The sequence below is a fragment of the Nocardioides plantarum genome, from assembly GCF_006346395.1.
Taxonomy (GTDB): domain Bacteria; phylum Actinomycetota; class Actinomycetes; order Propionibacteriales; family Nocardioidaceae; genus Nocardioides; species Nocardioides plantarum.
Genome location: NZ_VDMS01000002.1, coordinates 412,615 through 436,835 on the forward strand (window position 1 = coordinate 412,615; position 24,221 = coordinate 436,835).

Genomic DNA, 24,221 nt, shown 5'->3' on the forward strand with positions numbered 1-24,221 from the left:
GCACCCGAGGAGCACCCATGCCCACCAGGACCGTCGTCGTCGGCTCAGCCGTCGGCCTGCACGCCCGTCCCGCCGCGATCATCAGCGACGCCGCCGCCGAGCTCGACTCGGAGGTGCTCATCGGCCTGCCGGGCGAGGAGGCCGTCGACGCCGGCTCGTCGCTGCTGATCATGACCCTCGGCGCCGAGAACGGGGCGAGCGTCGAGGTCTCCGGCGACAGCCAGGCCGACGTGGACGCCATCGCCGCGCTGGTCGAGAAGGACCTCGACGCCGAGGAGTGATCCAGCAGTAGCCCCACGCGTGGCCAGCCGCGGCCGTCCCCCCTCGTTGCCGCGCTGTCCCGGAGCGCCCCTCGGCAGGACTGCCGAGGGGCGCTCGTCTCGTGCTTCCCGGCTGCGCGGACCCGGACCGCTCTGTCCCACCCATGCGGTCCGGAGTGCGCCGGTACCTGGGCCCTCCCCACGACCAGAGTGACCCAGGGTGCGTCAGTTCTCAGGACCCCCTGCGGCCAGGGTGACCCAGGGTGCGTCAGTTCTCAGGACCCTCTGCGGCCAAGGTGACCCAGGGTGCGCCGGGATCTGGGCCCTCCCACGACCAGAGTGACCCGGAGTGCGTCAGATCCCAGGACCCCCTGCGACGGAAGTGACCCGGGGTGGGTCACATCACGATTCGAGGTGGCCCCAGAACCGACGCGGGGTGGGTCACATCACGATCCGAGCAGGCCCCAGAACCGACGCGGGGTGGGTCACATCACGATCCGAGCAGGCCCCACAACCGACGCACGATGGGTCACATCACGATCGGGACGTCAGTCGGTGGCCGTGCTCGCGGTCGTCCGCCGACGCAGCTCGCGGTAGACCACCCGGACGCCCACGGCACGGGCGAGCTCGTCCATCACCGTGGTGAAGAACTCCTTGCGGTAGAGGTCGTCGGTGATCGCCACCACCGTGAAGTAGAGCCCCGAGAACGCCGCGAGGAACACCGCCACGTGGGCCAGCTCGCGGCTGACCAGCTCGGGCCCGAACGGCGGGTAGTGCGGCTTGTCGCCGAGCCAGCTGACGATGACGGAGTCCTCGATCACGACGGCACCGAAGACGATGAAGAAGACGAACACCGCGAGCGCGAGCAGCAGCACCTGCACCGCCTGGGCGACGACGAGCACCAGCACCAGGTTGACCATCTGCAGCCCGGTGACCTGGGCCTCCTCGGGCAGGTCGATGTCGGAGTCGACGACCTCGCGCGCGAGCGCAGCCAGCGAGGTGTCGGCGGTGGCGCGCAGGACGTCGTCGGCCTCGACGTGGTCGTCGAAGGCGTCGAGCTCCTCGGCCAGCCGGGGCACCAGGAAGCCGATCGCGGCCGCCGCGAAGAACAGCACGGCTCCCCACAGCACGCCACCCTGCAGTGCCGAGGCGACCTGCCAGACCTCGGTGTTGATGAACAGGAACGTGATGAACAGCAGCAGCATCGGCAGGGCCCGGGTCGCCAGCGGCAGCAGCAGCCCCAGGCTGCCGAACGCGCGGCGCAGCGCCCAGGCGGCGATCGTCGAGGCTTGCAGCGCCCGCAGGCCGTACAGCACCAGGACGCCGAGCACGACGCTGGCGCCGGTGGGTGCCCCGAGGGAGCTGTCGTGCGCCGCGAGGGCGACCGCCGCGCCGGCGAGGCCGCCGAGGACCAGGGCGACCAGGAGCACCGAGACCACGCGCGCGCGGCTCAGCCGGTCGGCGACCAGCGACCGGGTCTCGTCGACGAAGTAGGGCAGGCCGTGCCGCTGGAACCAGACCTCCGCGGCGGCCACCGCGGCGCGGTCGTCGCCGCGCTCAGGCGAGGAGCTCACGCGTCCGGCGTACGTCGTCGGCCATCTGCTCCAGCAGCGGGTCGATGCCGTCGAAGGCGGTCATGCCGCGCAGCCGCTCCACGAACGCGACCTCGACCTCCACGCCGTAGAGGTCGAGGTCGGTGCGGTCCAGGACGTAGCTCTCGATGCGCCGGTAGCGCACGCCGTCGAAGGTCGGGTTGGTGCCGACGCTGATCGCGGCCGGAAAGCTCTCCCCGGTGTCGAGGCGGCGCAGGCGCCCGGCGTAGACGCCGTCGGCGGGGGCGGCGGTGAGCCCGTCGGTCGGCACGTTGGCCGTGGGATAGCCGAGCTCGCGACCGCGCTGGTCGCCGCGCACGACCTCGCCGCGTACGGCGAAGGGCCGGCCGAGCGCCTCGGCGGCACCCCCGACGTCACCGGCGGCGAGGCAGGTGCGCACGTAGGTCGACGACCACACCTGCGGCCCGCCGTCGAGCGCGACACCCTCGGCTGTGAACCCCGCCGACTCCCCCGCCGCCACCAGGAACGCCACGTCGCCGGCGGCCCGGTGTCCGAAGCGGAAGTTGGCGCCGACGACGACGGCCCGGGCGCGCAGCGTGTCGACCAGGACCTTCTGCACGAACTCGTGCGGGGTCCACGAGGCGACGTCGACGTCGAAGGGCAGGGCGAAGACGTGGTCGACCCCGATGTCGGCGAGCAGGGTCGCGCGCTCGTCGAGCGTGGTCAGCATCGAGGGCGCGTGATCGGGGCGCAGCACCGCCATCGGGTGCGGGTCGAAGGTCACCGTCACCAGGGGCACGCCGAGCTCGTCGGCACGGGCGCGGGCCCGGGCGACGACGGCGCGGTGCCCGCGGTGGACGCCGTCGAAGTTGCCGATGGTCACGGCGGTCCCGGAGCCGACCAGGTCGGCCGGGACCTCCGCGAAGGAGCGCCAGATGGTCACGACGGTCAGACTAGTCGTGGCGCGCCGGGGTCCGATGTCGACCCGGCGGGCTCCACGGAGCCTCAGACGAAGACGGCCACGGCGCGTGAGCCCTCGTCGGCCGGCTCGTAGAGGGCGAGGAACGCGCCGTCGGGCGCGAACACCGCGGTCAGTCCGTCGAGGGGGCGCTCGAGCCGGCGCCCGACCCTCACGTCGACCGCCTCGGCGTCGTCGAGGTCGGCCGCGGCGAAGGTCGCCCGCGCCGCGTCGGCGATCGGCACCGTCACGAAGTCGTCGGCGAGCTGGTCGAGCGTGCGCGCGGCAGCCAGGTCGAAGGAACCGACGGCCGTGCGCCGCAGGGCGGTCAGGTGACCGCCCACCCCCAGGTCGCGACCCACGTCGCGGGCGATGGCCCGGATGTAGGTGCCGCTGGAGCAGCGCACGGAGACCTGCACCTCGGCGCCGGCCACCGCACGCACCGTGAGGTCGTGGACGGTCACCCGACGGGCCGGGAGGTCGACCTCCTCGCCGTCGCGCACACGCTGGTAGGCCCGCTTGCCGTCGACCTTGATCGCCGACACCGCGGTCGGGACCTGGTCGATCTCCCCGACGTACGACGTCAGCGCGGCGCGCACCCGGTCCTCGGTGACCGCCTCGAGGTCGGCCGCAGCAGCGGTCGCCACGACCTCGCCCTCGGCGTCGTCGGTCGTGGTGGTCACCCCGAGCCGGATCGTGGCGTCGTACTGCTTCTCGGTGAGCATCAGGTGACCCAGCAGCCGGGTCGCCCGGTCGACCCCGAGCACCAGCACCCCGGTGGCCATCGGGTCGAGGGTGCCGGCGTGCCCCACCTTGCGGGTCCCGGCGAGGCGCCGCACGCGGGCCACGACGTCGTGCGAGGTGATGCCGGACGGCTTGTCGACCACGACGAGCCCGGGTGCGGTCACGCCCGGTCGTCCCGGTCCGCGCGCTCGTCGTCCTCGTCGTCCTCGTCGTCGCCAGCGTCGTCGCCAGCGTCCTCGTCGAGGATCTCCCGCGGCTTCTTGTAGGGGTCCTCCTCGCCGGCGTAGGCCGACCCGCGCGCGGCCGCGACGGCGTCGTCGAGGGCCTTGGCCCGGGCCAGGACCTCCTCGAGCGCGCGCGCCTCGTCGGGCAGCGCGTCGTGGAAGAACGTCAGGGTCGGGACGATCCGGGTGCCGAGCTGCTTGGCGACCTCGGAGCGCAGCACCCCCTTGGCGGACTCGAGCGCCGCGGCGGTGCCGGCCATCTCCTCCTCGCCACCGAGCACGGTGTAGAAGATCGAGGCCTGCTGGCCGTCGCCGGTGATGCGCACGTCGGTGATGGTGATGAACCCCAGTCGGGGGTCCTTGATCCGACGCTCGAGCATCTCGGCGACGATCACCTGGATCCGATCGGCGATCTTGCGCACGCGGGGGCTGGCCATGGGAGCCATTGTCCCGGCTCGGCCGCAGCGCGACCACCCACCCCCACCGCCGAGCCTCCGAGCCGGTCCACGACCGACGAGCGCCTCACTTGATGTCGAGGTCGACGACCCGCCACGCGCCGTCCTCCCGGCTCACCCCGACGGCCACCTGGGCGGCGCCGACGTTGACCTTGCCGTCGGTCCCGCGCCGGGTCGACTGGTCGAGGAACACCAGCAACCGTCCGGAGTCGCCGGAGAGCTCCTGCACCGAGACCGCACTGACGCGCGCGTCCATGGTGAGCTTCTGGTCGGGAGCGAGGTCGACGAGCGTGGCGTAGAGATCGTCGAACTCGGAGCGTGCCTGGCCACGCAGCAGCTCGTCGGCCGCCGCCCGGGTGGCATCGGGCCGGGAGTAGTCGTAGGTGAGGATCCGGGCGATGCCGGTGCTCACGACGCCCTCGACCTCGCTGGTGCCCGCCACGTCGTAGAGCGCCTTGTTGTCGGCGCCCGGTCGCGAGGCGATGTCGTGGGCCCGCCACCACCCGAACGCCCCGACCCCGAGCAGGAGCACGGAGACCACGACGACCAGCAGGACCACCGGTCGGACCAGGGTCTGCCTCACCGAGCCGCTCATCCTGCGTTCACCTCCACCGGGAGCAGGCTGGTGAACCGCCACTGGTCGTCGTCGCCACGCACGAGGTCGCCGACGTAGCGGTTGCGCTTGGGCTCGGCGGGTCCGGTGCCGTCCTGGACGGTGATCTCGACGACGAAGATCCCGGTCGCGGTGCCTGCCCTCAGGTCGAGGGCGGTCAACCCGGCGTCGAGGACCTGCGCGGTGCTCGCCGACCCGGTCGCCCCGAGGGCCTTGCGGTCCTCGGGCCGCAGGCTCGTCAGCTGGTCGTGCAGGGTGCCGGCCGACACCTCGCCCCAGCGCGCCAGGCCGGCGTCGAGGTCGTCGTGGTCGAGGGTGTTGAGCACCTCGACCGCCTCGGTCGCCTCGACCAGCACCCGGTCGCGCGCCTCGGCGTAGGAGATCGAGGCGTCCGGCTCGGCCCGGGACCACGCCAGCAGGCCGGTGACCAGGACCACCAGGGCCAGCACCACGAGCGCGGCCAGCAGCCCGCGCAGCCGGGTGCTCGGTCCGCGGTCGCCGTCGGCCTCGGTGTCGCCGTCGGCCTCGGTGTCGGACTCGACCGGATCGGACTCGACCTCGTCGTCGGCGGTCGAACGTGCGTCGATGCTCATCGGGCTCCACCCATCAGGTCTCCCAGGTCGTCGGGCACGGTGACGTTGGTCGGCGTCACCGGCGTGGCTGCGCGGGGCGCGGCTGCGGGTCCACGCACGTTGGTCTTGTCGTCGGCGGTCCGGCACCCGGCGTCCTGGTTGAGCGGTGCACCCGGCGAGGTGTCGCTGCCGGGTCGTACGTCGGTCCCGTCGTAGCCGCGGGTGCAGGGCAGCGGGGCGAAGAAGGTCGGGACGGCCCCGACCTTGATCCCCCGGGGACCGTCGAGCACCCAGCCGACGCTCATCACCTTCGGGAGCGTCACCAGCACGTCCTGGACCCCGGCGGCGTTGGTGCCGAAGACCTGCGCGGTGCTGACCAGGTTGCTCATCAACACCCCGAGCGGCCGCCCGACGCTGTCGACGAGCGTCTCGATCTCGCGGGCCGCCGCGGGGGCCGTCTCGATGAGGTCGCGCAGGTCGCCGTCGGAGTCGCGCAGCGTGCGGGTCAGCAGCGCGAGGTCGGAGCTGAACGCCGCGATGTCGCCGGCCGAGCGTTCCTGGGTGGCCAGGACGGTCTCGGAGTTGTCGATCAGCCCCTGGGTGACCAGGAAGCTGCGATCGGCCGTGCGGATCAGGTCCTGCGAGGACGTCAGCAGCCGGCGCAGGTCGTCGGAGGAGCCGCGCGAGGCGAGGTAGAGCTCGTCGACCACGGTCCGCAGGTCCTTCTCGGGGACCGAGCGGACGAGGTCGCGGGAGTCGCGGAGCAGCACGTCGACCTGGGGCGGCAGGTCCTCGGCGCCCGCCTCGACGACGTCGTGGTCGGCCAGGAACGGTCCGGCGTCGGTGTGCGGCCGCAGGTCGACGTACTGCTCGCCGATGGCCGAGCGGTTGGCCACCACGGCGTCGACGTCGGCCGGGATGCGCGGGGCGTCGGCGTCGATGCGCAGGTGCACGCGTACGCCGTCGCCGGTCAGGTCGATCGACTGCACCCGACCGACGGGGACGCCTCGGTAGGTCACCTCGGCATTGGGGAAGACGCCACCGGTCTCGGGCAGGTCGACGCTCACGACCAGGCTGTCGTCGTTGACGACGCGCCCCAGACCGACGTAGCGGGCGCTCACGAAGCTGACCCCGGCCAGGGCGATCACCACGAAGGCGATCACCTGGAGCTTGATCCGTCGGGTGAGCATCAGCGTCTCCTCGTCGCACGGCCGGCGGCCGTGGGCTCAGGGGTGGTCGGGGCCGGCGACTGGGACGGCGGGGCGGTCGTCGACGGTGAGGTCGTCGACGGACTGGTCGTCGACGGAGCCGTCGTCGACGGAGCCGTCGTCGCCGGGTCGGTCGGCGACTGGGTCGCCGACGGTGCCGTCGGGCCGGTCGTCGGCGGGACCGTCGCCGGCGGCTCGGTCGATCCACCCGGGGAGCCGTCGGGATCCGTCGTGGTGCCACCGTCGGAGGGCAGCATCAGCGGTGGTGGACCGATCTGCCGCAGCCCGTCGCGCGTGGTGCCGACAGCACCGTCGAGCGGCCACAGCGACACCTGGGGCCAGGTCCCGCCAGGGGTCCGGTAGGCCGTGGCGATGAAGGCGTTGAGGTAGTCACCCTGGACCGCGGGCAGCACCGAGTCGGGGAACGGGTAGGTCAGCAGGATCTCGAGGGCGCGCGGCAGGTCGGACCCGGCGTCGGCGAGCTCGCGCAGGATCGGCGTCAGGAGGTCGAGGTCGGCGACGATGTCGTCCTGCGAGGCCTCGAGGGTCCGCACGGTGACGGTCGAGAGCCGGTCGAGCGCACGGAGCATCCGCACCAGGTCGGTGCGCTGGTCGGCCAGCACGGCCAGGCCCGGCTCGACGTCCTCGAGCGCGGTGACGATCTTGCCGCGGTCAGCCCGCAGGGCCTTGCCGAGCCGGTCGAGCCCGTCGAGGGCCAGCACGATGTCGTCGCTGTGGTCGTCGAGGCTGGCCACGAAGGTCCGGGTCTCGCGCAGGAAGGCCCTGATCTCGTCGGTGCGTCCGCCGCCGACCTTCTGCAGCTCGCGCGAGATCTCCTGGAACTGCCCGATGCCGCCGCCGTTGAGCAGCAGCGACAGGGCGCCGAGCACCTGCTCGACGCCGACGGCCTGCGAGGTCGAGGCCAGCGGCAGCACCGCACCGTCGCCCAGCAGGCCGGCGGCGCCCCCAGAGCCCCCAGAGCCCCCAGAGCCCTCGGTGCCCTCGGTGCCCTCGGTGCCCTCGGGACGCACGATCGCGACGTACTTCTCCCCCAGCAGCGTCGTCTGCTGGATCCGCGCGGTGCTTCCGACGGGGAGCACGACGTCGCCGTTGAGCTGCATGGTCACCATCGCCCCGGTGCCGTCGGCGTTGAGGCCGATCTCGGTCACCACGCCGACCGGCACGTTGTCGACCTGGACGGCCGAACGGGGCACCAGGTCGAGGGCGTCGCCGAACTCGGCCGTCAGCTCGTAGGGGTGGTCGCCGACGTCGGCGCCGCCGGGGAGCGGGAGCTCCGAGGCACCACCGGTGAGCTGGCTGCACCCACCGAGCACGGTGCAGAGCACCGCCAGGGTGACGGTGACGGCGATCGTCCTGAGGCGGGTCACGGGGTGTCCTCCAGCCCGGGTAGCAAGAGCGGCGGGGCCGAGTCGGAGCTGCCGCCGCCGGAGGCGGCCGAGGTCGGCGACGCCGACGGGCCAGACGGGTCCGTCGGGTCAGTCGGGTCCGCCTGGTCGGTCGCGGTCCCGTTGGCCTGGGCCCAGATGCTGACCTCGTTGAGGTCCACCCGGCCTCGCAGCCTCTGGTTGCCGCGGTCGAAGGCCCGCAGGAAGTTCTGCAGGGCGACCGGTGCCGTGCGCAGCATCTCGTCGAGCGAGTCTCGCTGCCGGGCGAGCACCTGTGAGGTGCCGGTGAGCTTCTTGACGCTGCTGCGCAGTGCACCGCGGTTGTCGCGGATGAAGCCCTGGACCCGGCCGAGCGCGCCGGCCAGGCTCTTCATCGCGGCTGCGAGGTCGTCGCGGTCATCGGCGAGGAAGGCGGCCACGGTGGCGAACTGACGGTTGACGTCGCCGACCTGCGTGTCGTTGGCGACCAGCATGTCGTTGAACCGCTTGAGGTTGTCGACCGTGGCGAACAGGTCCTTGTCGTTGCCCGACAGCGTGGAGGTCATCTTCGAGAAGTCCCGCACGGCCCGGTTGAGGTCGGCGCCGACGCCGTCGAGGTTGTCGGCCCCGGTGGTCAGCAGGTCCGACAGGGCGCCGTCCTTGTTGGCGCCGTCGGGCCCGAGCGCCACCGCGATGTCGTCGAGGCTCTCGTAGAGCTGGTCGAGCTCGACCGGGACGGCGGTCTTGTCGACGCCGATCTCGTCCCCCGACTCGAGCCGGGGCCCGGACTCCCAGGGTTCACTGAGCTGGACGAACCGGTCGCTGACCAGGCTGGGCGCCAGGATGACGGCCCCGGTGTCGGCGGCCGCCGCGAACTCGGGGTCGATCCGCAGGGAGACCTTGACCTGGGTGCCCTCCGGCTCCACGGCGGTGACGACCCCGACCGGGACGCCGAGCATCCGTACGTCGGAACCGGGGTAGAGGCCCACGGTCGAGCGGAAGTAGACCGCCACGGTCGTCGCGTCGGACGACGGCTGACGCACCAGGTAGACGCCGGTGCCCGCAGCGACCAGGCACGCGACGATCCCCAGGCGCAGCAGCACCCGGCCCACCCGGCGACGGGCGGACACCCCAGTGACCGCGGCTTGCTCGCGCCCGTCGGGCTGGCGGCGCTTCTCGCGCTTCTCGCCGCGGCTCATCGCCCCTCCCCTCTCGGCTGGCAGTCACGGGGCGCCTGGGCGTCCAGCTCCGGAGCACCGCTCTCGTCGAACAGGCCACACAGGTAGGTGTCGACCCAGGGGCCGTTGCCGAGCGAGGAGGCGAGCAGCCGGTAGTAGGGACCGAGCATCCGGGCGGCCTTGTCGAGGTCGTCCTGGTGCTGGTCGAGGATGCCCGCGACCCGGTCGAGCTCGGTGAGTGCGGGACGCAGCGTCGCCTCGTTGTCGGAGACGAGTCCGTCGAGCTGGCGGGCCAGGTCGCGGGTGCCGCGCAGCATCGAGCCGATCGCCTCACGGCGTCCGGCCAGCTCCTCGAGCAGCTTGCTGCCGTCGGTGATGAGCTTGCCGATCTCGTCTCGGCGATCGGCGAGCAGCCCACTGACCTGCGCGGTGTTGTCGAGCAGCGTGTCGAGCTCGTCGTCTCGCGAGGAGATCACCCGCGCCAACCGGCTCAGCCCCTCGACGGTGCCGCGCACCTCGGCGGGCGTGTCGGCGAACGCGGTCGAGAGGGCCTCGAAGCTCTGGGCCATCTGGTCGGTGTCGATCTCGCCGATGGTGTCGGACAGGCCCGAGAGGGCGTCGGTGACGTCGAAGGGCTCCGTGGTGCGCTCGACCGGGATGGCCCGGTCGGGGTCGAGCTCGTGGTCACCGAGCGGGTCGATGCTGAGGAACTTCTGGCCGAGCATCGTCTTGATCTTGATGTCGGCCGTCGACCGGTCCCCGATCCAGGCGTCACCGACGCGGAACGCGACCACCACGGTGCGGCCCTCGAGGGTGATGTCGGTGACCTCGCCGACCTTGACGCCGGCGACGCGGACCTCGTTGCCCTCGCGCAACCCGCCGGACTCCTTGAAGACGGCGCGGTAGGTCGTGCCCCCGCCGATGACCGGCAGGTCCTCGGCGAAGAAGGTCGCGGTGAGGGCGAGGGCCAGGGTGAGCAGGCCGACGACCGCGATCACGATCGGGTTGCGCTCGGCGAAGGTCTTCATGCGCCGCACCGGGAGGCCGTCAGGTCGACACCGACGCCGCCGAGGTAGCCCTCGGGGTCGGGGATCGCCCCGCCGACCTGGCACAGGTAGACGTTGAGCCAGGATCCGTAGCTGCTCAGTCGACCGATCGCGTCGAGCTTGTCGGGCAGCCGCTCGAGGAAGCGACCGAGCACCGGTCCCTCGTCTGCGAGGTTGCCCGAGAGCCGGCCGAGCTCGGTGATGGAGGTCTTGAGCGGGGCCCGACCCTGGTCGAGCAGGCCGGCCACGCTGCGGGTCAGCTTGCTCATCCCGTCGAAGGACCGGCCGATGACCTGGCGGTCCTCGGCCAGGCCGGTGACCAGGCCCTGCAACGTGGTGATCATGGTGTCGAGGTCCTCCGAGCGGGAGTTGACGACCTGGAGGACGTCGTTGAGGTTGTCGATCACCGAGCCGATGACCTGGTCCTTGTCGGCGAGGGTCGAGGTGAGGCTGGCCGTGCTGGACAGCAGGTCCTGGACGGTGCTGCCCTCGCCCTGGAAGACCTGGATGATCTGATAGCTCAGCTCGTTGACGTCCTTCGGCGACAGCAGCTGGAACAGCGGCTGGAAACCGTTGAACAGCATGGTCAGGTCGAGCGCGGGCTCGGTCTGATCGACCCCGAGGACGGTGCCCCTCGCGATCGGCTCGGCCCCGACCTCGCCCTGGGCGAGCGAGAGGAAGCGCTGGCCGACGAGATTGCGGAAGCGCAGCGCGGCCGTCGTACCGCGGCGCAGCGCGATCTCGTCGTCGATCGAGAACCGCACCCGGGCCAGGCGCTTGTCGGTGATCTCGATGCTGTCGACCTGGCCGATGCGGACACCCGCCATCCGGACGTCGTCACCCTTGTTGAGGCTGGTGGCGTCGGTGAAGACGGCGGTGTAGGTCGCGCCGGAGCCAGTGCCGCCGGCGTTGCGGATCGTCGCGCCGAGCACCGTGGTGGCCGTCACCGTGACCAGCACGAAGACCAGGCTGCGCACGAGCAGCGAGACGACGCTCGGCGGTGTCGTGGACGAGCGGCTCATCGCAGCGTCACCTCCGTGCCGCGCACGAGCGGACCAAGCATGAGGGTCCCCCAGCTCGGGAACCCCGAGGGGCGTACGCCGAGCCTGCCGGCGAACAGCTCGGCGGTGAGCTGGTTCTCGTCGGGGCTGTTGGTCGGCCCGAGACCGGTGGCCTGGGGGAACGACCGGGCCGCGGGCGCGGCACCGCGCCGTGCCGGCGCCGGGTCGACGGCCCGGGCGTCGGAGGGGACGTAGGGACAGCTGGGCCCGGACGCTGTCGCTCCCGAGGCGTAGGTCACCTCGTCACGTCCGGCGATGTAGGGGCCGGGGTCGGGCACGACGGTGACCTCGATCCGCAGGCCCGGTCGACCGGTGCCGGCGCCGAGCTGCGCGTCCATCGCGGGCACGAACTTGCGGGCCGAGGCCATCACGCAGGGGAACTCCTCGGCATAGGGCTCGACCGCGCGCAGGGCCCGGCGGCTCTCGGCGGACAGGACCCGGATGGTGTCCTCGTTGGCATCCAACCAACCGCGGGTGGTGTCGGCGCTGCTCACGACGGCGGAGAACAGGGTCTGCAGCTGGGCACGCTCGTCGACCAGCGTCGCGCTGGTGACGCTGACGTCGTCGAGAGCCGTGAGCAGGTCGGGCAGCGCCTCGCTGTAGTTGCCCGCGACGCGCCCCAGCGCACCCAGGTCGTCGGTCAGCTGCGGGATCTCGGGGTTGAGCTTGCGGACGTAGGCCGTCCACTCAGCCATCGTGTCGCCGAGGTCGGCGCCGTTGCCGCGGAGCAGGGCGACCAGCTCGGACAGCGTGGCCGAGATCTTCTCCGGCTGCACGGCGGTCAGCACGGGCAGCAGCTCGTCGAAGACCTGCTCGAGCTCGACGGCCTCGCGCGAGGTGTCCTGGCCGATCCGGTCGCCGTCGGCGATCGGGTCGGCCACCTCGAGGTCGGTCCCGGCCGGCACCTGCAGCGCGACGTACCGCTCGCCGAACAGGGTCTTGGGCAGCAGCCGTGCCTTCACGTCGGCCGGGATCGCGCCGGTGCGGTCGGGGTCGAGGGCCAGGGTGAGCACGGCGCCGGTGTCGGAGACCTCGATGTCGGCGACCCGGCCGACCTGGACGCCGCGCACCTTGACGTCGGTGCCCGGGCGCAGGTTGTTGCCGACCGAGCCGGTGGTCAGCTCGACCTCGACGGTGTCGGTGAAGGTCTGCAGGTAGACCAGGACGGAGGTCAGCACGAGTGCACCGGCCACGGTCAGGTAGACCAGGCCGAGGCCCACGTCGAGCAGGCGCCCTCGCGCGGTCATCCGGCGATCCGCACGGTCGTCGTGGAGCCCCAGAGGGCCAGCGAGAGCAGCAGGTCGACCACGGCGACCGTCACCATGCTGCGCCGTACGGCCCGCCCCACGGCGACCCCGACCTCGGCCGGGCCACCGCTGACCCGGAAGCCGTAGTAGCAGTGGATCAGGATGATCATGACCGCGAAGAACAGCACCTTCAGGAAGGACAGCAGGATGTCGATCGGGGGCAGGAAGAGCTCGAAGTAGTGGTCGTAGGTGCCGGCCGACTGCCCGTAGAAGCTGACCGTCACCAGGCGCGAGCCGTAGTAGGAGGTCAACAGCCCGACGACGTAGAGCGGGATGACGGCCACGAACCCGGCCGCGACCCGCGTCGAGACGAGGTAGGGCAGGCTCGGCACGGCCATGACGTCGAGGGCGTCGACCTCCTCGGAGATCCGCATCGCGCCGAGCTGGGCGGTGAACCCCGAGCCGACCGTCGAGGACAGGGCGAGGGCGGCGACCAGGGGGGCGATCTCACGGGTGTTGAAGTAGGCGGAGATGAAGCCGTTGAGGGTGGCGGTGCCGATCTGGTCCAGGGCGTCGTACCCCTGCATCCCGACGACCGTGCCGGTGAACAGCGACATGCCGACCATCACGCCGATCGTGCCGCCGATGACCGCGAGCGCACCGGACCCGAAGGTGACCTCGGCGAGCAGCCGGACGACCTCGCGCGGGTAGCGCACCAGGATGACCGGGATCCAGCCGAGGGCCCGGGTGTGGAACCGCACCTCGCGGCCGAGCTCGGTGAGGGTGTCGACCGGGACGGCGGCGGTGTCGCGTGCTGCCCGGGCGGCGGTGTCGCCGAGCGAGGACCGTCGGGGCTGCAGGGGGGACTCGGCCACGTCAGGCTCCCTTGCCGGGGACGAGCTGGAGGTAGAGCGTGGTGATGACGAAGTTGGCGGCGAACAGGAGCAGGAAGGTGATCACGACCGACTGGTTGACGGCCTCGCCGACCCCCTTGGGGCCGGGGGCCGGGTGCAGACCGCGGTAGGCCGCGACGAGCCCGGCGATGAACCCGAAGATCGCGGCCTTGATCTCGCCGACGAACAGGTCCTGGATCTGCGCGAGGGCGGTGAAGCTGGCCAGGTAGGCACCGGGGGTGCCGCCCTGCACGACGACGTTGAAGAAGTAGCCGCCCATCACCCCGACCACCGAGACCAGGCCGTTGAGCAGCATCGCGACGGCGACCGCCGCGACGACCCGCGGCACGACCAGGCGCTGGGTCACCGAGATGCCGAGGACCGTCATCGCGGAGATCTCGTCGCGGATGGTCCGCGAGCCGAGGTCGGCGCAGATCGCAGCGCCACCGGCGCCGGCGATCACCAGGGCGGTGACGATCGGGCTGGCCTGCTGGACCACGGCCAGGACGCTCGCGGCGCCGGTGAAGCTCTGCGCCCCGATCTGGATGGTCAGGGTGCCGAGCTGGAGCGCGATGACCGCGCCGAAGGGGATGGCGATGAGGATCGCCGGCAGGATCGACACCGAGGCCAGGAACCAGAACTGCTCGAGCGTCTCGCGCGGACGTACGCCGCGGGTGGCCACGATGCGCACGGTGTCGAGGCCCAGGGCGAAGAGCCGGCCGGTGGGGGTCAGGGCCCGGGCGGACAGGCCCGGACGGCGGGGAGGGGCCGGTTGAGGTTTCTCGTCGTCGTCGGCGACGTAGAGGCGGGCCCGGCCCGAGGTGACGTTCTCGCGGTGCCGCTCACCGCTGGCGCGCAGGCTCCCCGAGCGCGGCAGCAGCTGGCGGGGCAGGACCTCGATCGCCCGGGCGCCGGCGTGGCGGTTGAGGAGCGCGGTGCCGTGCGGGTAGGACGGGTCCAGCTCGGGCAGCGGGTCGTTGCGGCGGTGGTCGGTCTCCTCGCTCATGCCGATCGGGCCCTCGGGGTCGCCGCTCATGAACTGCGACACGACGGGGTGGTCGGTCAGCAGGAAGTCCTCGCGGGGTCCGAACATGACCAGCTCGCGGCGGTAGAGCATGCCGAGGTTGTCCGGCAGGGTGCGCGCGAGCTCGATGTTGTGGGTGACGACCAGCATGGTGGCGTCGGTGGCCGTGTTGACCTCCATCAGCAGCTGGGCGAGGTTGGAGGTCCGGACCGGGTCGAGGCCCGAGTCGGGCTCGTCGATGAGGATGATCTCGGGGTCGGTGACCAGCGACCGGGCCAGGCCGGCGCGCTTCTTCATGCCGCCGGAGATCTCCCCGGGCACCTTGTGCTCCTGGCCGAGCAGACCGACCATGTCGAGCTTCTCCAGCACGTTCGCGCGGACCTCGCGCTCCGACATCCGGGTGTGCTCGCGCAGCGGGAAGGCGACGTTGTCGTAGACGTTCATGGACCCGAACAGGGCGCCGTCCTGGAACAGGACCCCGAACTTCTTGCGCATCTTGAGCCGCTGGGACTCCCGCGAGCTGACCATGTCGACGCCGTTGACCAGGATCGACCCGCGCTCGGGCTGGACCAGGCCCATCACCGACTTGAGGAACACCGACTTGCCCGTGCCCGAGGGCCCGAGCAGAGCGGTGATCTCGCCTGGAGGCAGCGTCAGGGTCACGTCGTGCCAGATGTTCTGCGATCCGTAGGTCTTGCTCAGACCGTGGACCTCGACGGTTCCGCCCATGCCAGGCTCCCTTCTCCCCCGTGCCCCGAGGCACGTCCCGCGTCCGGTCGCCGCTGTGGCACCGGTGGACCGGTGGGCGCCGGCTGCCTCCTCCGAGTAGCCGGCGCCGCGTCCGCAACCTAGGTCTCCGACGAGGCGGGGCGGAAGGTCCGCCGACGTGCGCGGAGCCCTCGCGACGGGTTGGTCGACTTTCTTGTTACGCGCATCACAACTTTCAGGTCCGGCCGTCCTCGACCGGCCCCGCCCTGTTGCCCGGGTGCTCGTGGACTCCTTGAATGGGGCTGTCGCCTCCTCCACGACTGTCCTGCCGGGCTACCGGCATCTCGAGGGGAGGGAGCCCCCATGACGATGGTGCGCGAGGCGGAGGGCCTCACGACATCGCGCGCGACCGACCGGTCGCGGCATCTACGACCGTCGGCCCACGCCGGTCGGCCGACCCATCTGGCCCTGGTGCCACACGGGCGCCGTACCCGGGCACGCAGCCAGATCGTCTGGGCCGTCACCGGCTCGGTCGGCGCGCACCGCGACGTCGCGCACGACCTGGTCGACGAGGCCATCGAGGCCTTCCTCGACCAGGACGGCGATCCCGTCCGGGCCTTCGAGCGGATGGCGCCGCGGGCGTGGGAGTTCGGCGAGCTGCAGGCGCGGTCCGGGGCCGTCGCCGCCGACCTCGAACGCGGGTTCCGGGCCGCGCGGGCCGCCTCGCTCCAGGCGGTCGCCCGGGCCTTCGCCGAGGTCTCGGGTCACGACCGCATCCGATTGCAGCAGGCGGTCGCCCTCTACGTGCAGCGGCTCCTCGACCACATCGCGGCCGCGCACCAGCAGATGTCGCGGCTGGTCGGCCTGGACGCCCGGGAGCGGTCGGCCTGGCTGGCCGACGTCCTCTTCGGCGCACGTCCGGCCTCGCTGCTGCCCGCGCTCGCCGACCTCGTCGCCGGCGACTCCGCGTCCGGCGAGGAGCGCCGCCTGGTCGCCGTGGTCTCGCTCGGCGAGCCGATCCCCGCCGCCCAGCTGTCCGACCCGGCGGTGCTACGGCACCGCTCGCGGCACGAGGTCCTGGTGCCCGACACCTGGACCCACGAGGAGCTCGCGTCGTTCCTGACCGGGCCGGCCGTCGTCGGACCGCCCACGACGCTGCTCGACGCACCTGGTGGCCTGGCGCTGGCGCGTCGGGCCGCGGTGATGCTGCGCGACACCGCCGTCGACCCGTCCCGGCGGGTCATCCCCGCCACCGACCACCTCGGCGACCTGCTCGTGCGCGGCAACCGGCTGCTGACCGACCTGCTGGTGCACAAGCACCTGGCGCCGCTCGAGCAGATCTCCGGCGTACGCCGTCTCAACCTGGCCGAGATCACCCTGCTGTCCCTCGAGAGCGGCCTGCCCATCAACCAGCTCGCCCGCGAGATGGGGGTGCCGGCCCAGACCGCCCACAGCCGGATGCGCGCCGCTCGCGAGCTGCTCGGCGACCGGCTCGACGACCCGTCCCAGCGGCTCGAGCTGATCGTCGCGCTGCGAGCCGTGCTGCCCGGCTGGCGCTGACCGGCCTGGACCACCCGGCCTCGACCAGCTCCCGCACCGCCGTACGACGAAAGGCCCCGTCCGAGTCGGACGGGGCCTTCGCCGTGGGAGCTCGCCCGGCTACACGACCGACACCGACACCGTGCCGGTCCGGTTGGCCTGGACGCCGGTGGCGCGCACGGTCACCTTCCCCCGCTTGGTCGACGAGGACAGCCGCTTGGCCACCGAGTAGGCACCGCTGGAGCTGGCCCGGCCGCGGGCGATGACGGTCGAGCCGAGCTTGACCACGACGGTCTCGCCGGCGCTGAGGCCGGCGACCTTCACCTTCAGCGTGCCGCCCCGCTTGACCCGGGAGGTCGCGCTCACGCGCAGCTTGGCCGCGGGCAGCACGACCGCCGCGGTGGCCGGCGAGCTGACCGAGCGCGAGGGGAAGCCGGCCTTGACGGCCGTCACCCGGGCGGTGATCCGCTTGCCCCGGTCGGCCGACCGCACGCGGTACGACGTCGCGGTGGCGCCCGAGATCGGCGAGCTGTTGGCGAGCCACTGGTAGGCGTAGCGGTCGGCCGCCGGGGTGGAGACGACCGTCGAGGTGGCCCGCAGCGTCTTTCCCGCGACGGCCGAGCCCGAGATCCGGACGCTGCCTCGCACGGACAGCTCGGACCCGGTGACGGGTGCGGTCCGCGCCGAGGTCGCGACCGCCTGGTCGGCGCCGCGGACCGCGGTCACGCGATAGCTGATCCGGGCACCGGCCAGGGCTGCGGTGAGGGTCAGCGAGCGCCCCGTGGCGCCGGCGATCGGCGTACCGTCGCGCAGCCACTGGGAGGTGAGCGAGTCGGGGGTCTGGGTGAACTCGGGGTCGGTGGCCGTCAGGGTGCTGCCGACCCGAGGGGTCCCCGCGATGGTCGGCACGCCACCGGCCTGGATGGTCGTGACGAGCGCGACGGCGTGGTTGTTGCCGAGCGCGACCCGGACGACCGGCTGGCCGGACAGGGCCTCGGGCGGCGCGGCGCTGGTGGCGCTGGCCCCCCACACGTAGACGTGGCCGTCGGCAGTGGCCGCGATCGAGCTGTTGCTGTTGGCGTCGATCGCGACGACCGGGGAGGCGCCGGGAGCGGTGAGCTCGGCGGGGACAGAGGTCTGGCCGGCGGAGTTGAACCCCCAGGACAGCACGTGACCGGCGTCGGTCAGGGCCAGGGAGTGGCTCCCGCCCGAGGCGACCGACACGAACTTCTCACCGGACGGCGGTGCCGGGACCGTGGTCTGTCCGTTGGTGTTGCGGCCCCACCCGGTGAGGGTGCCGTCCTGGAGCAGCGCGATGTGGAAGTTCAACCCCGAGCTGAGTGCGGTCACGCCCGTGAGGCCGGGGGGTACGACGTTGTCGCCCGAGCCGGCCGCGCCGGGGCCCCAGGCCACGACGGTCCCGTCGGAGCGCAGGACCGCCTGCGACGCGGTGGCCATCGACAGGGCGACGGCGTCCGTGAGCCCGGCGGGCTGACCGTCAATGACGGCGGGGTTGCCCCAGAGCTCGACGGTGCCGTCGGTGTGCACGACTCCGGCGTTGTTGGCGGCGACCGCGACCTGCTTGACCGGCTTGGCGTTGACCGAGGCCGGCACGGAGGCTGCGGTCGCGCTCTCGCTGCCCCAGCCGGTGACCTTGCCGTCGGCGGTCAGGGCCAGCGTGAGCTCGAAGCCCGCGACGACGGCGGTGACCGGACGTCCGGCGAGCGTGGACGGGACCGTGGTGACGGCAGTGTTGTCGCTCCCCCACGCCACCAGCCGCCCGGCCCCGGAGGACGGCACGGGGAAGCCGCTGGGCTCGGCGTGGACGGGGCCGGCTGCGGCACCGACGGCGAGCACGCCGGCAAGCAGCCCGGCGAGCACCCGTGCTCGTGACCCGGGTAGGACGGTCAGACTCATCTGCGGCATTTCCCTTCAAGCGACGACGAGTGCGGCCCGAGCTCCCACTCGACCCGGCGGAGCCGAGCCGGACCCACCATGCGCTCTGGCGAGCAGGACGTCGGACCAGGACGGCGGACAGGTCTCGAACTCGTACGTCCGTACCGGTGCGGCTCGTCCGGACCCGCTCAGTCGCGCGAGGGAAGGCGCAGCAGGTCCATCGTCTGGTAGGTGGGATCCTCCTGGGTGAAACCGCACGCCGAGAGCTTGGCGCCGTCGCCGGGGGCGATGCCCTTGAGGGGCTCACGTCCGGCGCACCGGGGACCCGAGAGCTGGAAGACCAGGGGGTTGTCCGGGCCGGAGATCGTCGCGGTCAGCAGCGGCGAGAGGTCCTCGGTCCCGTGGCGGCACCCGGCAAACGGCGGGATGTCGACGTTGCCCGTGAGCCGCCCACCACCGCCCGCTGCGTAGTAGCGCTGCAGACCGGCGACCGTCGACGTCAGTGCGGCGCGGTCGATCGTCGCCACGTTGGTGTAGCCCTCGCCGCGCAGGACCAGGTCCGAGGCCCGGACCGGACGGCACGCCGGACCGAGCGGGACGGGCTGGCCGTCGATGGAGAGGTCGGAGAGCCGGAGCTCGAGCTTGGCCGTGGCCGAGGAGTCGTAGAGCGTCCAGCGTGGCTGCTGCTCGCCCTCGACGGTCTTGAGCTGGTCCTCCTGCGTCGAGAGCTTGATGGGGACCGGGGTGCCGTCGGCGTTGCGCTGCTGGTTGATGTGGACGGTCACCTGGACCGGGATCGCCCCGAACGCCAGCGAGCGCACCACCACGGGGGCGAGGTCCCCGTAGTCGTGGCTCGATCCGGGCGGGGAGACGAAGAACGCATTGTTGGTGTTGAGGATGCGGAAGTTGACCCCCGGCTCCGGGTTGGGGATCGCGCTCGCGACGACGTCGGCCGTCGCGACGTTGGCCGGCACGTAGAACCACTGCTGGGCCCGACCCGAGGAGGCGATCCCGCGCTGGGCCACCCCGCCCCACTGGGCGCCCTCGCCCGGCGGCAGGCCCGGGTAGGGCGGAGGCGTCGCTGCCTGCGCAGTCACCAGCGGCAGCGCGACCGCCGAGGCGGCGAGCGCGAGCAGGGCGCGCCACCGGCGCTTCGGGGGGCTCACGCCGTCACCCTCGCCCCAGGTACGACGCGGGTCAAGCGTCGAGCCGTCCGGTGCGGCTCGGGGTCCCGGGAACGGTACGTCCGTGCGAGATCGGGTTCGGATCGGCTGACGGGACGCCCCGAGCCGGCGCGATGGCGTAGGGCGCGACGGCACGCCACAGCGGCGCCGCGAGGCGGACCGCCCCACCAGCGGATCGGTATGTCCGTACGAGTTCCGGCAGAATCCCGGCTCGTGACGGCCGTCACGTTCGCCATCGGGCGTAGACCTCTCCCGACCACAACGGTTGTGGTCCTCGGATCGAAGGAGCCCCTCGATGAAGCGCACCCTCCTCTCCACCCTCGCGGTCGCCGCGAGTGCCGCCATCCTGGCCATGGCCGGCCCCGCCACCGCGGCCGGTCCCTACACGTTGACGGTCGGGGGCTCGAGCACCGGCACCCCCGCCTTCACCGGTACGACGACGTCGGCAGGCATCAGCTTCAACACCCCGCTGGTGGCGATGTCGTGCACGAGCGCCACGGCCACCGGCACGCTGGCACCCGGCACCGGTGTCTCGGGCGCGGCCATCGCCTCGATCAACGCGACCACCTGGTCCGGCTGCATCGGGCCCCTGGGTCTGCCGATGACGGTCTCCGGCAGCGGCTCGTGGAAGCTCAACGCGACCGGCACCGCCACGACCGGCACCAGCGACAACGTCGCCGGCAACATCAGCGGCGTCACGGCCACCGTGTCCCAGACCGGGAACCCGACGGCCTGCAGCTTCAAGGTGACCGGCGTGGTCGACGGCATCTTCAAGGAGGGCACCTCGCAGCTGCAGGTCACCCCGCCCACCGCCGTGGGCTCGCTGGTGATCAGCAACGTGGTGGGCTGCTACGGCCTGGTCGCCAACGGCGACCCCGCCGACTTCAACGGCACCTACAACATCGCCTCGCCCGGTGGTGCCATCCGCATCAGCTGAGCCTGAGCCGAGGCGGGCCGGGGTCGCGTCCTGTCGCGATCCCGGCCCGCGCCGTCCCCGCCCACCCGATCCTCCGAACCCCCGATCCCGCCATCCCTTCCAGGAGACCCCCATGCACCTGACCCTCCGCCGCAGCGCCGGCGCCGCCGCCGCCCTCGCCACCGTCCTCACCACCGTCCTCGGCTCGACGCTGATCGGCTCCTCTCCGGCTCAGGCCGCCACCCTCGACGTCACCTACGACGCCGTGGGCACCAGCACCATCAAGTCGACCGGGTCGGTGGTCGACCTCGGACCCACGACCTTGACGACCGCGCTCGAGAGCGCCGACGGCTCCTTCACCGGCCACCTCCCGCTGCCGACGTCGACCGCGGAGTTCAAGCTGGCCGGGTTCCTCCCGGTCCAGGCGACGGTCGACTTCATCGAGGCGGCCCCGGTCACGGGCGCCCTGGTGCGGTCCGGCGCGACGACGACCGTGACGTCGACCGCGACCTACTTCATCAAGCTCTCCCACGTGAAGATCGGCGGCATCCCGGCCTTCGTCGGCAACCAGTGCCGTACGGCGGCGCCCGTGGTCATCCCGGCCAACTCCCCCGCCGGTCAGACGTTCAACATCATCTCCGGCGGCCGCCTGGCCGGGACGTACACGATCGGCTCGTTCCAGAACTGCAACCTGTCGACCGGGCTGCTCAACCTGATCGTGCCCGGTGCCGGCAACACCGTCGACCTGACCGTCTCCAACGGTCGGCTCGGCTGAACCACGCCTGCTGGCGAGAGCCGGTCCGTGCGGACCGGGTCCGCGAGAACCGGCGGACGAGGCCGGACCCTCCCGAGGGTCCGGCCTCGTGCCACGCCCGGGCGACCCCGCTCGCCGATACCCCCCGCGGGATGAGAATGTGAGGTACGACACCGATGTCTCGGGGGAAGCATGCCAACGACGACGACCACGCACGACGGATGGCGCGAGCCATGACCGACCTGCGCGCCGAGCTCGACCAGCTCCTCGACCCCGGTGAGCCCGTACGTCGCTTCCGCGCCCTCGCCCCGACCATCGCCGCCCGGTGCGGCGCGCGCATCCAGGCCCAGGTGCCGGCCTACGCCGGACCGGCGGCCGGTCGCCGACGTCGGCTGATCGAGCTGGCCATCACCGGGTCCCTCACCGAGTTCCTCGACGGCCTCGACGGGGGCTCGGGTCCTCCGCGCAGCGTCGACGAGCTCTTCCGGCAGATGGGCGCGGGCGAGGCCAACGACGGTCGTGGTCTCGACGCCATCCAGGCCGCGATCCACCTCGCGATCCGCACCATCTGGGAGTCGCTGCGCACCTTCGCCGTCGACGAACGGCTGCCCCCGACGCTGGTCTGCGAGCTGGGTGACGTGCTGTTCGCGTGGACCGAGCGCCTGGTCCAGCTGACGACCGAGGGCCATCGCGCGGTCACGGGGGTCCGCGAACGCAGCGTCGAGCTCGCGCGGGAGCGGCTGCTGACCGGGCTGCTGCGCGGACAACCGGTCGGCCGCCGGGAGGAGCTGGCCGCGGCGGCCGGCTGGACCGTCCCGACCGAGGTCGTGGTGCTGGCCGTCGACACCCGGGGGCAGGACCGTGACCTGGTCCTCGGGGGTGCCCCGCTGGTGCGTCCTGGGTCCCGGACGACCGTGGTGGTCGCCGACGCCGCGACCGCCGACGACGTCCTGGCCGCAGCGCAGCGGGCCCGACCCGGCGCGCGGGTCGCCCTGAGCTGGGCGATCGACCCCGCCGACGTACCCGCCGCCCACCAGTGGGTGACCCGGGCCCTGCACCTGGTCGAGTCCGGCGTCCTGCCCCGCCACCCGGTGCTGCGGTGCGCCGACCACCTGACCCAGCTGTGGCTCCACGCCGAGCCCGTGCTGCGTCGCGCGCTCTGCCAGGACCACCTGCGCCCGCTGCTCGCCGAGACCCCCAACTCCCGCGAGATCCTCTCCGAGACGCTGCTCGTCTGGCTCGAGACCCGCGACAGCGCCCCCGCCATCGCCGCCCGTCTGGGGGTCCACCCCCAGACCGTGCGCTACCGGTGGAAGCGGATCAACGAGCTCTTCGGCGACGACCTCCACGACCCCGAGTTCGTCGTCCAGCTCACGCTCCTGCTCAAGGCGAGCGTCCCGCTGTGGAAGGCCGGTGACCAGAGCGACTTCGAGCGCTTCCGCGCCCAGGGAGAGCCGTGAGCGCCCGCGCGGTGGCCGCGGCCGCCACCCTGGTCGGACTCGTCGTCGTCGCGGTCCTGCTGTCGCCCGCTGTGCCGGATGCCTGGTCCGACGGACCGTGGGTCGCCGGGTGCGCCGCGGTCGGGATCGGGGTCGCGGCGGTCGCGGTGCTGCTGTCCGGGCGCGGCTCTCGGCCCGGCTCCCGGCGCGGCGCCCGGGCCGTGCCCGCGGTGGCGGCGGTGGCTGTCGTGCTCGTGGCGGTCCTCGGCGCCGTGGTGACTGCCGTCGACGACGACCCTGCTCGCGGCGTCGCGGCCCTGGTCAGCGCGCTGGTCGTCGCCACCCCGTGCCTCGTCGGTCTCGCGGCGGCGTCGGCGACGCGCGCCGGCCTGGGCCGGGCCCGGCGGCTCGGCGTCCGCTTCGACGGGGCGACGGCCCTGGAGCAGGTGGCGGCACTCGACCTGCTGCTGCTCCCGGGCGACGGGGTGCTGACGACGGGCGAGCTGCGGGTCGACGAGGTCCAGGCGATCGATCCCGACGACGAGCGCACCCTGCGGTGGTTCGCCGGCGCCCTGGCTCACGGCGCCGACGACCCGGTGGCCCGCGCCGTACGCCGCCTCTCCGCCCGCGGGACCGTGACCGACCTCGACTCGCGGCCCGGGGAGGGCTTCTCGGGCGCGGTCGACCGCCACCCCGTCCGCGTCGGCCGGCCCGACTGGATCGGTGTCACCGCCACCCCGGGGCCGGGCACCTGTGTCGGCGTCGAGGTCGACGGCCGTGCCCTGGGGTCGCTGCGGCTGCTGCCCGAGCTGGTCCCCGACGCAGCGGATCACCTGACCCGGCTGCGCGCCCTGGGCGTCGCCCCGCGCCTGGTCGCCAGCGCCTCCCCCGACGCCGATCGCGAGCTCGCCCAGCGGCTCGGGCTCGACGGGGACGGCGGTGACGCCGGGGACGCCGGGGACGCCGGGGTCGCCGGGCCGGGAGCGAGCCGTACGACGAGCACGGTCGGCGTCGTCGTCGAGTCCGTCACCGCGGCGGGCACCGACCCGATCACCCCCGACGTCACCATCTCCCGCACCGCCACGACCCGTCCCGTGGCGCTGGACCTCAACGGCGGCGACGTCGGCGCGTTGGCCTCGGCCGTGGGCGTGGCCCGCGCGAGCCGACGCGCGGCGGCCGTCACCGGTCGGATCGCCGTGGTGAGCCTCGTGGCGGTGCCGGTCGCCTCCTTCGGGCTGCTCGCCCCGGTGGTCGCCGCGTGCCTGGCGCTCCTCACCGCGCTCGGCGTGGCGGCGTACGCCTCCCTGGAGACCCGCACCTCACCGCCACGACCCGCCGCGGCGACCGCCCCCGTCTGATCGCCC

Annotated in this window: 22 protein-coding genes; 6 read left to right on the plus strand and 16 right to left on the minus strand. The window is 72.8% G+C overall.

What is annotated here, in order from left to right; all coding sequences use genetic code 11:
* The first annotated feature begins 17 nt into the window (after positions 1-17).
* Positions 18-281 carry an HPr family phosphocarrier protein gene (locus FJQ56_RS13945; protein WP_140010159.1) on the plus strand — a complete coding sequence of 88 codons (264 nt, stop codon included), beginning with the start codon at positions 18-20 and terminating at the stop codon, positions 279-281.
* Between the two features lie 527 nt (positions 282-808).
* On the opposite strand, the gene FJQ56_RS13950 is transcribed toward FJQ56_RS13945, so the two are convergent.
* The 14 genes from FJQ56_RS13950 to FJQ56_RS23085 form a co-directional block, all read right to left on the minus strand.
* On the minus strand, positions 809-1,834 hold the full coding sequence (locus FJQ56_RS13950) for a hypothetical protein (protein ID WP_140010160.1): 1,026 nt from the start codon (positions 1,832-1,834) through the stop codon (positions 809-811).
* Positions 1,818-2,756 carry a bifunctional riboflavin kinase/FAD synthetase gene (locus tag FJQ56_RS13955; RefSeq protein WP_140010161.1) on the minus strand — a complete coding sequence of 313 codons (939 nt, stop codon included), beginning with the start codon at positions 2,754-2,756 and terminating at the stop codon, positions 1,818-1,820. The genes FJQ56_RS13950 and FJQ56_RS13955 overlap by 17 nt, the downstream gene beginning before the upstream one ends.
* A gap of 62 nt (positions 2,757-2,818) precedes the next feature.
* Positions 2,819-3,679, minus strand: a complete 861-nt coding sequence (truB, locus tag FJQ56_RS13960; RefSeq protein WP_140010162.1) for a tRNA pseudouridine(55) synthase TruB — start codon at positions 3,677-3,679, stop codon at positions 2,819-2,821.
* Positions 3,676-4,176, minus strand: a complete 501-nt coding sequence (gene rbfA, locus FJQ56_RS13965) for a 30S ribosome-binding factor RbfA (RefSeq protein ID WP_140010163.1) — start codon at positions 4,174-4,176, stop codon at positions 3,676-3,678. The genes truB and rbfA overlap by 4 nt, the downstream gene beginning before the upstream one ends.
* 85 nt (positions 4,177-4,261) lie before the next feature.
* Positions 4,262-4,777: a hypothetical protein gene (locus tag FJQ56_RS13970; protein WP_140010164.1), complete on the minus strand. Its 516-nt coding sequence runs from the start codon at positions 4,775-4,777 to the stop codon at positions 4,262-4,264.
* 8 nt (positions 4,778-4,785) lie between these two features.
* Positions 4,786-5,400: a hypothetical protein gene (locus tag FJQ56_RS13975; RefSeq protein ID WP_140010165.1), complete on the minus strand. Its 615-nt coding sequence runs from the start codon at positions 5,398-5,400 to the stop codon at positions 4,786-4,788.
* Entirely contained in the window at positions 5,397-6,569 is a 1,173-nt protein-coding gene (locus tag FJQ56_RS13980; RefSeq protein ID WP_140010166.1) for an MCE family protein, read from the minus strand. The genes FJQ56_RS13975 and FJQ56_RS13980 overlap by 4 nt, the downstream gene beginning before the upstream one ends.
* A complete protein-coding gene (locus tag FJQ56_RS13985) occupies positions 6,569-7,975 on the minus strand; it encodes an MlaD family protein (RefSeq protein WP_211351033.1) in 1,407 nt (468 codons plus the stop codon). The genes FJQ56_RS13980 and FJQ56_RS13985 overlap by 1 nt, the downstream gene beginning before the upstream one ends.
* Positions 7,972-9,171 (minus strand): MCE family protein, encoded by a 1,200-nt coding sequence (locus FJQ56_RS13990; protein WP_140010167.1) that lies wholly within the window; start codon positions 9,169-9,171, stop codon positions 7,972-7,974. Before FJQ56_RS13990 ends, FJQ56_RS13985 begins: the two co-directional genes overlap by 4 nt.
* Entirely contained in the window at positions 9,168-10,178 is a 1,011-nt protein-coding gene (locus FJQ56_RS13995) for an MCE family protein (RefSeq protein ID WP_140010168.1), read from the minus strand. Before FJQ56_RS13995 ends, FJQ56_RS13990 begins: the two co-directional genes overlap by 4 nt.
* A complete protein-coding gene (locus FJQ56_RS14000) occupies positions 10,175-11,218 on the minus strand; it encodes an MCE family protein (protein ID WP_140010169.1) in 1,044 nt (347 codons plus the stop codon). The genes FJQ56_RS13995 and FJQ56_RS14000 overlap by 4 nt, the downstream gene beginning before the upstream one ends.
* Positions 11,215-12,504 carry an MCE family protein gene (locus tag FJQ56_RS14005; protein WP_140010170.1) on the minus strand — a complete coding sequence of 430 codons (1,290 nt, stop codon included), beginning with the start codon at positions 12,502-12,504 and terminating at the stop codon, positions 11,215-11,217. Before FJQ56_RS14005 ends, FJQ56_RS14000 begins: the two co-directional genes overlap by 4 nt.
* Positions 12,501-13,379, minus strand: a complete 879-nt coding sequence (locus FJQ56_RS14010) for an MlaE family ABC transporter permease (RefSeq protein ID WP_246084160.1) — start codon at positions 13,377-13,379, stop codon at positions 12,501-12,503. The genes FJQ56_RS14005 and FJQ56_RS14010 overlap by 4 nt, the downstream gene beginning before the upstream one ends.
* Position 13,380: 1 nt before the next feature.
* Positions 13,381-15,150, minus strand: coding sequence for an ABC transporter permease (locus tag FJQ56_RS23085; RefSeq protein WP_425464898.1), 1,770 nt, complete (start codon positions 15,148-15,150; stop codon positions 13,381-13,383).
* A gap of 342 nt (positions 15,151-15,492) precedes the next feature.
* Between FJQ56_RS23085 and FJQ56_RS14020 the strand changes: the two genes are divergently transcribed.
* Positions 15,493-16,689 (plus strand): helix-turn-helix domain-containing protein, encoded by a 1,197-nt coding sequence (locus FJQ56_RS14020; RefSeq protein WP_140010171.1) that lies wholly within the window; start codon positions 15,493-15,495, stop codon positions 16,687-16,689.
* Positions 16,690-16,788: 99 nt separating this feature from the next.
* Here FJQ56_RS14020 and FJQ56_RS14025 read toward each other — a convergent pair whose 3' ends face one another.
* On the minus strand, positions 16,789-18,585 hold the full coding sequence (locus FJQ56_RS14025; RefSeq protein ID WP_170215408.1) for a hypothetical protein: 1,797 nt from the start codon (positions 18,583-18,585) through the stop codon (positions 16,789-16,791).
* Positions 18,586-18,752: 167 nt separating this feature from the next.
* On the minus strand, positions 18,753-19,730 hold the full coding sequence (locus tag FJQ56_RS14030) for a hypothetical protein (protein WP_140010173.1): 978 nt from the start codon (positions 19,728-19,730) through the stop codon (positions 18,753-18,755).
* A gap of 313 nt (positions 19,731-20,043) precedes the next feature.
* Here FJQ56_RS14030 and FJQ56_RS14035 point away from each other — a divergent pair, with 313 nt between their 5' ends.
* From FJQ56_RS14035 to FJQ56_RS14050, 4 genes are all read left to right on the plus strand, one after another.
* On the plus strand, positions 20,044-20,685 hold the full coding sequence (locus FJQ56_RS14035; protein WP_140010174.1) for a hypothetical protein: 642 nt from the start codon (positions 20,044-20,046) through the stop codon (positions 20,683-20,685).
* Between the two features lie 112 nt (positions 20,686-20,797).
* On the plus strand, positions 20,798-21,439 hold the full coding sequence (locus tag FJQ56_RS14040; RefSeq protein WP_140010175.1) for a hypothetical protein: 642 nt from the start codon (positions 20,798-20,800) through the stop codon (positions 21,437-21,439).
* Positions 21,440-21,651: 212 nt separating this feature from the next.
* Positions 21,652-22,878 carry an RsbRD N-terminal domain-containing protein gene (locus FJQ56_RS14045; RefSeq protein ID WP_140010176.1) on the plus strand — a complete coding sequence of 409 codons (1,227 nt, stop codon included), beginning with the start codon at positions 21,652-21,654 and terminating at the stop codon, positions 22,876-22,878.
* The gene (locus tag FJQ56_RS14050) at positions 22,875-24,215 is read left to right on the plus strand and encodes a cation-translocating P-type ATPase (RefSeq protein WP_140010177.1); all 1,341 of its coding nucleotides are present in this window, start codon (positions 22,875-22,877) and stop codon (positions 24,213-24,215) included. The genes FJQ56_RS14045 and FJQ56_RS14050 overlap by 4 nt, the downstream gene beginning before the upstream one ends.
* Positions 24,216-24,221 lie beyond the last annotated feature (6 nt).

Bases quoted from the DNA above. Each gene is read 5' to 3' on its own strand.
- FJQ56_RS13945 (WP_140010159.1), top strand. From the start codon at position 18: ATGCCCACCAGGACCGTCGTCGTCGGCTCAGCCGTCGGCCTGCACGCC.
- rbfA (WP_140010163.1), bottom strand. From the start codon at position 4,176: ATGGCCAGCCCCCGCGTGCGCAAGATCGCCGATCGGATCCAGGTGATC.
- FJQ56_RS13975 (WP_140010165.1), bottom strand. From the start codon at position 5,400: ATGAGCATCGACGCACGTTCGACCGCCGACGACGAGGTCGAGTCCGAT.
- FJQ56_RS13980 (WP_140010166.1), bottom strand. From the start codon at position 6,569: ATGCTCACCCGACGGATCAAGCTCCAGGTGATCGCCTTCGTGGTGATC.
- FJQ56_RS13990 (WP_140010167.1), bottom strand. From the start codon at position 9,171: ATGAGCCGCGGCGAGAAGCGCGAGAAGCGCCGCCAGCCCGACGGGCGC.
- FJQ56_RS13995 (WP_140010168.1), bottom strand. From the start codon at position 10,178: ATGAAGACCTTCGCCGAGCGCAACCCGATCGTGATCGCGGTCGTCGGC.
- FJQ56_RS14000 (WP_140010169.1), bottom strand. From the start codon at position 11,218: ATGAGCCGCTCGTCCACGACACCGCCGAGCGTCGTCTCGCTGCTCGTG.
- FJQ56_RS14005 (WP_140010170.1), bottom strand. From the start codon at position 12,504: ATGACCGCGCGAGGGCGCCTGCTCGACGTGGGCCTCGGCCTGGTCTAC.
- FJQ56_RS23085 (WP_425464898.1), bottom strand. From the start codon at position 15,150: ATGGGCGGAACCGTCGAGGTCCACGGTCTGAGCAAGACCTACGGATCG.
- FJQ56_RS14020 (WP_140010171.1), top strand. From the start codon at position 15,493: ATGACGATGGTGCGCGAGGCGGAGGGCCTCACGACATCGCGCGCGACC.
- FJQ56_RS14025 (WP_170215408.1), bottom strand. From the start codon at position 18,585: ATGAGTCTGACCGTCCTACCCGGGTCACGAGCACGGGTGCTCGCCGGG.
- FJQ56_RS14035 (WP_140010174.1), top strand. From the start codon at position 20,044: ATGAAGCGCACCCTCCTCTCCACCCTCGCGGTCGCCGCGAGTGCCGCC.
- FJQ56_RS14040 (WP_140010175.1), top strand. From the start codon at position 20,798: ATGCACCTGACCCTCCGCCGCAGCGCCGGCGCCGCCGCCGCCCTCGCC.
- FJQ56_RS14045 (WP_140010176.1), top strand. From the start codon at position 21,652: ATGACCGACCTGCGCGCCGAGCTCGACCAGCTCCTCGACCCCGGTGAG.